Origin of the sequence: Actinoplanes sp. NPDC024001, assembly GCF_040638955.1 — a bacterium.
Taxonomy (GTDB): domain Bacteria; phylum Actinomycetota; class Actinomycetes; order Mycobacteriales; family Micromonosporaceae; genus Actinoplanes.
Window position 1 is genome coordinate 66,126 of record NZ_JBEZZB010000031.1, and the last position, 8,039, is coordinate 74,164.

The 8,039-nt window shown below is 72.7% G+C and carries 9 protein-coding genes and 1 tRNA gene; all 10 read right to left on the reverse strand.

Annotation, left to right across the window (positions count from 1 at the left end):
* Positions 1-62: 62 nt before the first annotated feature.
* Positions 63-145 (reverse strand) — tRNA-Leu (locus AB0F81_RS14875).
* Between the two features lie 58 nt (positions 146-203).
* Positions 204-1,556: an NAD(P)/FAD-dependent oxidoreductase gene (locus AB0F81_RS14880; RefSeq protein WP_360196608.1), complete on the reverse strand. Its 1,353-nt coding sequence runs from the start codon at positions 1,554-1,556 to the stop codon at positions 204-206.
* Between the two features lie 99 nt (positions 1,557-1,655).
* Entirely contained in the window at positions 1,656-2,219 is a 564-nt protein-coding gene (locus AB0F81_RS14885) for a hypothetical protein (RefSeq protein WP_360196611.1), read from the reverse strand.
* Between the two features lies 1 nt (position 2,220).
* Positions 2,221-3,531, reverse strand: coding sequence for a DUF58 domain-containing protein (locus tag AB0F81_RS14890; RefSeq protein WP_360196614.1), 1,311 nt, complete (start codon positions 3,529-3,531; stop codon positions 2,221-2,223).
* An 80-nt stretch (positions 3,532-3,611) separates the two neighbouring features.
* The gene (locus AB0F81_RS14895; protein WP_360196618.1) at positions 3,612-4,601 is read right to left on the reverse strand and encodes a MoxR family ATPase; all 990 of its coding nucleotides are present in this window, start codon (positions 4,599-4,601) and stop codon (positions 3,612-3,614) included.
* 13 nt (positions 4,602-4,614) lie between these two features.
* On the reverse strand, positions 4,615-5,190 hold the full coding sequence (locus tag AB0F81_RS14900; protein ID WP_360196621.1) for a hypothetical protein: 576 nt from the start codon (positions 5,188-5,190) through the stop codon (positions 4,615-4,617).
* Complete coding sequence (locus AB0F81_RS14905) at positions 5,187-5,897, reverse strand: DUF4129 domain-containing protein (protein WP_360196624.1); 711 nt, start codon at positions 5,895-5,897, stop codon at positions 5,187-5,189. Before AB0F81_RS14905 ends, AB0F81_RS14900 begins: the two co-directional genes overlap by 4 nt.
* Positions 5,898-5,941: 44 nt before the next feature.
* Entirely contained in the window at positions 5,942-6,694 is a 753-nt protein-coding gene (locus AB0F81_RS14910; RefSeq protein ID WP_360196627.1) for a uracil-DNA glycosylase, read from the reverse strand.
* A 42-nt stretch (positions 6,695-6,736) separates the two neighbouring features.
* Entirely contained in the window at positions 6,737-7,183 is a 447-nt protein-coding gene (locus AB0F81_RS14915) for a hypothetical protein (protein ID WP_360196630.1), read from the reverse strand.
* A gap of 95 nt (positions 7,184-7,278) precedes the next feature.
* Positions 7,279-8,039: hypothetical protein (locus AB0F81_RS14920; RefSeq protein ID WP_360196633.1), on the reverse strand; the 761-nt coding region annotated here is incomplete at its 5' end.

Below are 8,039 nucleotides of genomic sequence, written 5' to 3' on the forward strand. Positions count from 1 at the left end.
CTCCACCCCGCCCCCCCACACCCCGGCGGGGCGGGCGCCCCCCCCCCCCCCCCCGAGACCGGTGCCCGGGGCGGGTCTCGAACCCGCACGCCTTTGAAGGCAGCCGCTTTTAAGGCGGCCGTGTCTGCCATTCCACCACCCGGGCGGGCCTGCGAACACCGTAGCTGGTGCCACCCGGGCGGCGGAATCGGCCTTGACCGCCCTCAGCGCGAGCCGGCGCCGACCTTGTCGGTCGGCAGCGCCACCGGCGGGGTCACCTCGGTGAACTCCTCGCGGGGGTGGTGCAGCTGGCCCAGGGCGACGGTCTCCCGCTTGAGCAGGAAGGCCAGCACCCAGTCGGCAAGCACCCGGACCTTGCGGTTGAACGACGGGATCCGGCTGACGTGGTAGAAGCGGTGCATCAGCCACGCCGGGTAACCCTTGACCTTGATGCCGTAGACGTGCGCGACACCCTTGTTGATGCCCAGGCCGGCGACGCCACCGACGTGCTTGTGCCGGTACTCCTTCGGCGCACCGCCGAGGATCACCTGGCGGATGTTGTCGGCGAGCACGGTGGCCTGGCGGACCGCGTGCTGGGCGCTCGGCGAGCACCAGCCACCCGGGTTGGTCAGGTCCGGCACCTGGGCGCAGTCACCGGCGGCCCAGGCGCCCTCCCACACCTCGCCCTCGAGCGAGGCCACCTGGAGGGTGGGCAGGCAGTTGACGTGCCCGCGCGGGCCGCGCGGCAGGTCGGTCTGCTCCAGCATCGGCGACGGCTTGACACCGGCCGTCCAGACCAGCGTCTCGGCACGGAACGAGTCGCCGTCGGAGAGCACGACCTTGCCGTCGACGCAGGACTCGAGGAAGGTGCTGAGCCGCAGGTCGACGCCGCGGGCGGCGAGCTGACGAGCGGTGTAGGCACCCATCTCCGGGCCCACCTCGGGCAGGATCCGGTTGGTCGCCTCGACCAGGATGAAGTGGACCTCCTTCGGGTCCAGCTCCGGGTAGTACTTCAGCGCGTCGGAGACCACGTCCTGCATCTCGGCGAGCGCCTCGATGCCGGCGAAGCCACCACCGACGAAGACGAAGTTGAGCGACGCCTTGCGCACCTCCTCGTCGGGCGTCACCGCAGCGACGTCCAGCCGGTCGAGGATGTGGTTGCGCAGGTAGATGGCCTCACCGATGGTCTTGAGGCCGATACCCATGTCGCTCAGGCCCGGGATCGGCAGGGTCCGGGAGACCGAGCCGGGCGCCACGATGATGTGGTCGTACTCCATCTCGTAGGCCGGGCCGTCGATCGGCTGGACGGTCACGGTCTTGCGTGCGTGCTCGATCCGGGTCACCTCACCGGACACGATGCGGCACTTCTTGAGCTCCCGGCGCAGCGGCACCACAGCGTGTCGCGGCGAAATGTTCCCAGCCGCTGCCTCAGGCAGGAACGGCTGGTAAGTCATGTGCGGAACAGGGTCGATGACGACAACCTCGGCCCGATTCCGATTCAGCTTCTTGGACAGGCGGAGGGCGGCGTAAAGCCCGACGTGACCTGCTCCTACGACGACTATGCGCGGCGGATTCACGAACCTATTGTCGCGCGCGCGAGCCATTTCGTGCGCGGTTCTGTGACCATCGCAACCAACGAAAGTCAAGTGTCGTAACCCACAGTTTGGCCGGGATTTTTATCTCCGGCGGATTGCGTGTGCTAGGAGAAGTGTCACACCGACGGCCGCCGCCAGACCGACCAGAGTCGCCAACTGGAACGGGCCGCCACCGAGGTCAGCGGTGAGCCCCAGGGCGAGCACGATGACCACCGCCGAGATCAAGATCACTGCGCCGGCGCGGGCCAGCCACAGGCCCGGGACGTCGAGGTTGACCATCGCGTCGTAGGGCAGGAGGGCGGCGAGCGCGGTCAGGGTGTGCGCCAGATAGAGCAGTGTGGCCAGGGCCAGCACCCGCCACAGGGCGATCCGGCTGTCGAACCCGGCGGTGTCGGCGATCCAGCCGGCGACCGCGACCAGCGCGGTGACCGTACCGCCGCGGCCGCCGGGGGCGAGCGCGGGCCAGAGCGCGATCAGCACCAGCGGGATCAGGAAGCGGCCGGTCAGCACTTCGGCCGGGAAGGCCACGCCGAAGGCGAGCAGGCCGCAGAGCCAGACGCCGCAGCGGACCAGGATCGGTACGGTCGTGGCGCGGGTCGCCGCGGTACGCAGGCCCTCGACCCGTCGGGTGATCGCGGTCAGCACGTCAGCGCCCCCTCGGCGCGGAGGCCATCCGGGCCACGTCCCGCAGCACCAGGTCCAGGCTGCCGGCGCCGGCCCAGGCCACCACCGGTACGCCGTGCTCGCGCAGCCGGCCCAGCACGTTCTCCCGTTCGATCCGCCACAGCCGGGTGGCCATCGGGGTCCACTCGTTGCGCACCGGCGGGGCGGCGCCGGGCGGCAGGGTGTCGACCGCGACCGTGTAGCGGCCGGACTGGGTGAGCTGCGCCAGCATGTCGGCGGCGCGCGGGTCGACGAGCGGGGTCAGCACGACCACCAGCGCCGACGACGAGACGTGGTGGGCGGCGAGGACGTTCTCGTACTGCTCGGTGTCGACCGGGTCGGGCCGGACGTCGAGCAGCCACTCCAGGACGGTCAGGTACTGACGGCGGCCGGAGGCCGGGCGCAGGCGGCGGGCGGCGGCGCCGTACTCCAGCAGGGACACCCGGTCGCCGCGGTGCAGGTAGTGCTCGGCGATCGCGGCGGCCGCCCGGACCGTGGTGTCCAGGACCGAGGCGCTGCCGCGTACCCCGCCGGGCAGGCCGACCTCGCCCAGCACGTCGAGCAGGAGCAGCACCTCCGCGTCACGGTCCGAGAGCGTGTAGGCGACGTGCAGGTCGCGGGTGCGCAGCGAGACCCGCCAGTCGATGCGGCGCAGCCGGTCGCCCGGGGCGAACTGGCGGACGCCGGCCAGCTCGCCGCCCTCGCCGGGCCGGCGCGAGCGGTGCGCGCCGACCAGGCCGGCCGCGGCGGGCATCGCCTCGGTGGCGTTGAACGGTTCGGTGACCGGATAGACGCGTACGCCGTGGGCCTGGGTGACGACCGGGCGGGAGGTCAGCAGGCCGGCGCAGGCCGCGGCCCGGGCGGCGGCCGGGCCGACGTCCTGCCGGCCCCAGCGCAGTGCCTCGCCGGGCAGGTCGATCGCGGCCCAGCCGTCGGACGGCACGGTGATCGCGAACGGCCGGTCCGCCTGTTCCAGGCGCAGCCACGGCGAGGTACGGGTGCGGACGACGACCAGGTCGTACCCGATCTCGTCGGGGTTGCTGACGGTCAGGCCGGCCTCGACCTGCCCGCCCTCGACGATGTGCTGCTCGTCGGCGGTGATGGTGACCTCCGGCGCGGAGGTCGGGATCCGGCGCAGGTGCAGCGCGGCGCCGATCGCGAACGGCGCGGCGAGCAGCACCAGGTCGACCCGGCCGAGCGCCACGCCGAGCAGCAGCAACAGGCCGGTGAGCAGCACCGATCGACCGAGTGCCCGGGTGGGCACCCAGACCCGCTCCGATCGGCTCTCAGTCATGACTGTGCCTCATTGGCATGCCTTCCTGGCCCTCGCCCTCAGCGCCGAAGCTGGCTGCGGCTGGGTGCCGCTCGGTGCAGTCAGTCATGCCGGGCGTACGTGGGGAGCGCGCCACTAGCCGGGGCCGGCACGGCCGAAAGCACCTCCTGCACCACGAACGACGGGTTGACCTGGCGCAGCCACATCTCCGGGCGCAGCGTGATCCGGTGTGCCAGGGCGGGGACGGCGACGTCCTTCACGTCCTCCGGCACCACGTAGTCACGGCCGGCCATCGCCGCCCGGGCGCGGGCCAGCAGCAGCAGGGCGAGCGAGCCTCGGGGCGAGGAGCCGACCAGCACCGCGCCGTGCTCACGGGTGGCCGAGGTGAGCGCGACGATGTAGCGCCCGATCGAGTCCTCCACCGCGACCGACTCCAGCGCGGCCTGCATGGACTGCAGGGTCTGCGAGTTGACCACCGGGGCGAGCTGGGCCTCCTCCTGGCGCCGCGACATCCGGCGGCGCAGCACGTCCCACTCCTCCTCGGCGGTGGGATAGCCGAACGACACCCGCAGCATGAACCGGTCCAGCTGGGCCTCGGGCAGCGGGTACGTGCCCTCGTACTCGATCGGGTTGGCGGTGGCGAGCACGTGGAAGGGCGGGTCCAGCCGGTAGGTGACGCCCTCCACCGAGACCTGCTTCTCCTGCATCGCCTCGAGCAGGGCGGCCTGGGTCTTCGGTGGCGTCCGGTTGATCTCGTCGGCCAGCAGCATGTTGGTGAAGACCGGCCCGGCGCGGAAGGCGAAGTCGCCCTTGCGCTGGTCGTAGAGGAAGGAGCCGGTGACGTCGGCCGGCAGCAGGTCGGGGGTGAACTGCAGGCGGCGGAAGTCGAGCCCGAGGGCCTGCGCGAAGGACCGCGCCGTCAGTGTCTTGCCGAGACCGGGCAGGTCCTCCAGCAGCACGTGCCCGCCGGCCAGGATGCCGGCCAGCACCAGCTCGAGCGAGTCCCGCTTGCCGACCACCACGGTGCCGACGGAGTCGAGGACCGCTCCGGCCAGCCGCCCGACCTCGTACGGGGGAAGAGCCTGGGTCACCGGCGCGCCTTTCTCACAGTCGTTCCAATGCGTTGACGAAGGTCTCGATGTCGCGTGCCCGGAGGCCGCGCCGGCCGGGTGCGGACAGCTCCGACCAGAGGTTCTCCCCGAGCAACTCCCGGGCGCGGCGGGGATCACTGGCCCGGGTGATGCCGTGCCGCAGCCGCAGCCGTTCGTCGGTCAGCTCGGCGAGCACCGGCAGAACGTTACGCGTATACAGTTCCGGGTCCGAGTGCGCCCGGTCCAGGTTCTGCTCCCAGCGGCGAACGGCGGCCCGCAGCGCGTCCACGGACTGCGCTTTCGCGGGTTCGATCCGGGAGCGCAGCCGGGGCGCCGGCGGCGGCGCGACCGCGGCGGCCGCGAACATGATCAGGCGGAGCCCGACCAGCGCCGCGATGATCAGCAGCAGCGGGATGCTGACCCCGCCGGCCCGCAGCCCGGCCACGATGACCACGGTGGTCAGGCCGATCAGGGTGGCCTCACCGACGAGTCGGGGAATCGGCGAGCCGCGCTTCTCGGGCGGCGGCGCCTCCTCGACGGCCGGTTTCTCGGCTACCCCGAAGAGGTCCTCGAGTCCCCCGTCGCTCATGTGAAGGCTCCGTCCCGGGTGGCGCCCAGGTCGGCGCGCAGCCGTTCCAGGGCGGAGCGGGCCTGCTGGCGCATCTGGTCGTCGACGGTGTGCGTCGCGTACCGCGCCTCGCGGTAGACCTCCAGCAGCGCGGCCAGCACCCCGGCGTCCACCCGCTGCTCGGCCAGCAGCCGGCCGACCAGGTCGGTCGGGCTGTCCCCGGGATGCCGGGGCGTGCCGGCCGCGGCGGCCGCGTCCTCCAGCCGGACCCAGCAGGCGATCACCGCGCGGCGCGGGTCGCGGTCGGCGTCGGAGAGTTCCTCCAGGCCGGCGTCGAGGGCGGCCACCAGGTCCTCCGCGGTCCGCGGCTGGCTGCGCCGGCCGTGCTGCCCGGTGCGGCCGGTCCGGCGGCGCTTGCGCTCGCGCACCAGCGCGACGCCGAGCACGACGATCATCACGAGCGCCGTCACGGCGAGCAGGGCCAGCGCGGCGTTGCCGAGCCAGTCGGGCAGGCTGCGGGCCGCCTCCGGAACCGGCGCCTCCGAGGCCACGGCGCTGGGGGCCACGGTGCGGGGTGGCAGCAGCGGCGGCGGAGTCGTGGTCGGCGTCGCCTCGGGAGTGATGTGGTCCAGCTGGGGCGACGACCGGGTCGCGGCCAGCGAGAGCACGAAGAGCAGCCCGACGACAGCGGCCGGCGGCCACCATCGGCGGAATGCGGGGAGGTCCATGCGGGCTCAGATCCGTGATCGGGGGTTGAACGGCAGAGCTCGCATCATGCCAGGCCTGCCAGAGCCTTCGCACGGGCGAACACGCCGTCCAACATCGCCGGAGTGAGCTTTCCGGTGAACGTGTTCTGCTGGCTGACGTGGAAACACCCGAGCAGATCGGGGACGCCGGGCAGGCTGACATGGGCGCCGTGCCCGAATTTCGGCCGGGGCACGGGCGGGCGTACCCCGTACGCCGCGGTCATCGCCGGCCACCAGGCCTGCCAGGCGAAGGCACCCAGCGCGACCACCACCCGCAGGGTGGGCCGGATCAGGTCGAGCTCGCGGTGCACCCAGGGCGCGCAGGTGTCGCGCTCGGCCGGCAGCGGTTTGTTGTCCGGCGGCGCGCAGCGCACCGCCGAGAAGATCCGAGTGTGCCGCAGCTCCAGGCCGTCGTCGGCGGCGACGCTGGTCGGCTGGTTCGCCAGGCCGGCCCGGTGCAGCGCGGCGAAGAGCACGTCACCGGACCGGTCGCCGGTGAAGATCCGCCCGGTGCGGTTGCCGCCGTGCGCGGCCGGCGCGAGCCCGAGGATGGCGATCTCCGCGTCCGCGACGCCGTAACCGGGCACCGGCCGGCCCCAGTACTCCTGGTCGCGGAAGGCGGCGCGGCGGGTCACGGCGATGTCGGTGCGCCAGGCGACCAGGCGCGGGCAGGCGAAACAATCCGCGATCCGGGCGTCCAGCACGCTCAGCGAGGCGGCCGAGGCCGCCTGCGCCACAACGTCATCGGGCGTACGCGGGGAGGCGTCGGACGGAAGCACCCGACCAGCACAACATCCCCTGCCGAGCGCCGCACACCCGGGTCAGGCGTTCGCCTTCAGGCAGAGCAGATAGCCACCGCTCTCCGGGCTGGCGACGACGTACCCTTCCTCGCCGTCCTCGAGCTTCGCGTCGAAGGTGGCGTCGCAGGCGGTGCTCTTCACGTCCTGGACCCCGTCGACCCGGCCCACCACGGCGTATTTCGCATCCGCCGCGGAGCACTCGGCGAGCTCGGCCTTGACCTCGGACTCCTTCTCACCCATCGCCGACGTGATGGCGAGGCAGTCGCCCGCTTTCGCGTCCCCGGTCGGGTCCGGCCGGAGCACGTTGCCGAGGCCGGTCGTCAGCGCCGCGATCACCACGATGATCAGCAGACCGCCGAGGATGCCGAGCACCTTACCCACCGGTTTCTTCCTGGCCGGGGTCTCGGGCGCCGCCGGCTCCGAGGTCTCCGCGGTGGCGGGCTGGGTCGGCACGACCGGGTCAGTCATGGGCGTCCTTATGTCGAGGGGCACGACCGGGCACCGGCCGCCAGCACGGGAGGATAGCGATCGCCATCGCTCCCGCGCGACCCTACGACCAGGTCTTACTTGCTGACGGACGGGCTGGGGGCGGCCTTTGTGGGCGGCGTCACGGTGGCGCTGGCGGACGGTGACGGCGCTGCTTCGGACGGTTCGGCCGACGGCTCGGCGGTCGGGGCGTCGGCCACCGGGCCGGACTCGTTCGGCGTGGCCATCAGGAACGGGGCCTGCTCCGGGCAGCGCGGGTAGCCCAGCCGGCGGCTCGATTGCCACTCGCCGGTCGCCGGGTCCTCGCAGTAGTCGTCGCCGAAGTGGAGCGGCCGGCCGTTCTGGTCGTAGAGCTGCACGCCCTGCACCAGCCGGCCCCGGCTGTCGTAGACGAAGACGTCGTCCACGTCGCCGTACTCGTTCACGTAGCTGACGTCCATGTAGCCCGACTGCCGGCTGCCGCTGTCCACCTCGAGGAACCCGACCAGGGCGAAGAGCATCAGCCCCGCGGTGGCGGCCGCCAACGCGAACCGGCTCAGCGGCTTGGCCGGCCGGCCGCGGCGACCGAGCCAGATGGAGCCGACCACCATGGCGGCGAGCAGCAGCAGGCCGAGCAGTTCGTTGTCCTCGACCCGGGGCAGCAGCCCCGTCGGCGAACCGGAGTTGCCGAAGAGCAGGGACAGGGCCATCGCGGCCAGGTAACCGCGCAGCACCCACCAGGCGGGGCGCAGCAGCACGAGGAAGTCGCTCGCTGCCGCGTACCCCAGAATCGGACCGACCCGATCGTCGGCCCGCCGCATCGCCTCGCCGAGCCGCCCCCGCAGCTCGGCGAGGCGGG

Excerpts from the sequence above, each read along its gene's own strand:
- AB0F81_RS14890 (WP_360196614.1), bottom strand. The coding sequence starts at position 3,531 with ATGACTGAGAGCCGATCGGAGCGGGTCTGGGTGCCCACCCGGGCACTC.
- AB0F81_RS14900 (WP_360196621.1), bottom strand. The coding sequence starts at position 5,190 with ATGAGCGACGGGGGACTCGAGGACCTCTTCGGGGTAGCCGAGAAACCG.
- AB0F81_RS14905 (WP_360196624.1), bottom strand. The coding sequence starts at position 5,897 with ATGGACCTCCCCGCATTCCGCCGATGGTGGCCGCCGGCCGCTGTCGTC.
- AB0F81_RS14915 (WP_360196630.1), bottom strand. The coding sequence starts at position 7,183 with ATGACTGACCCGGTCGTGCCGACCCAGCCCGCCACCGCGGAGACCTCG.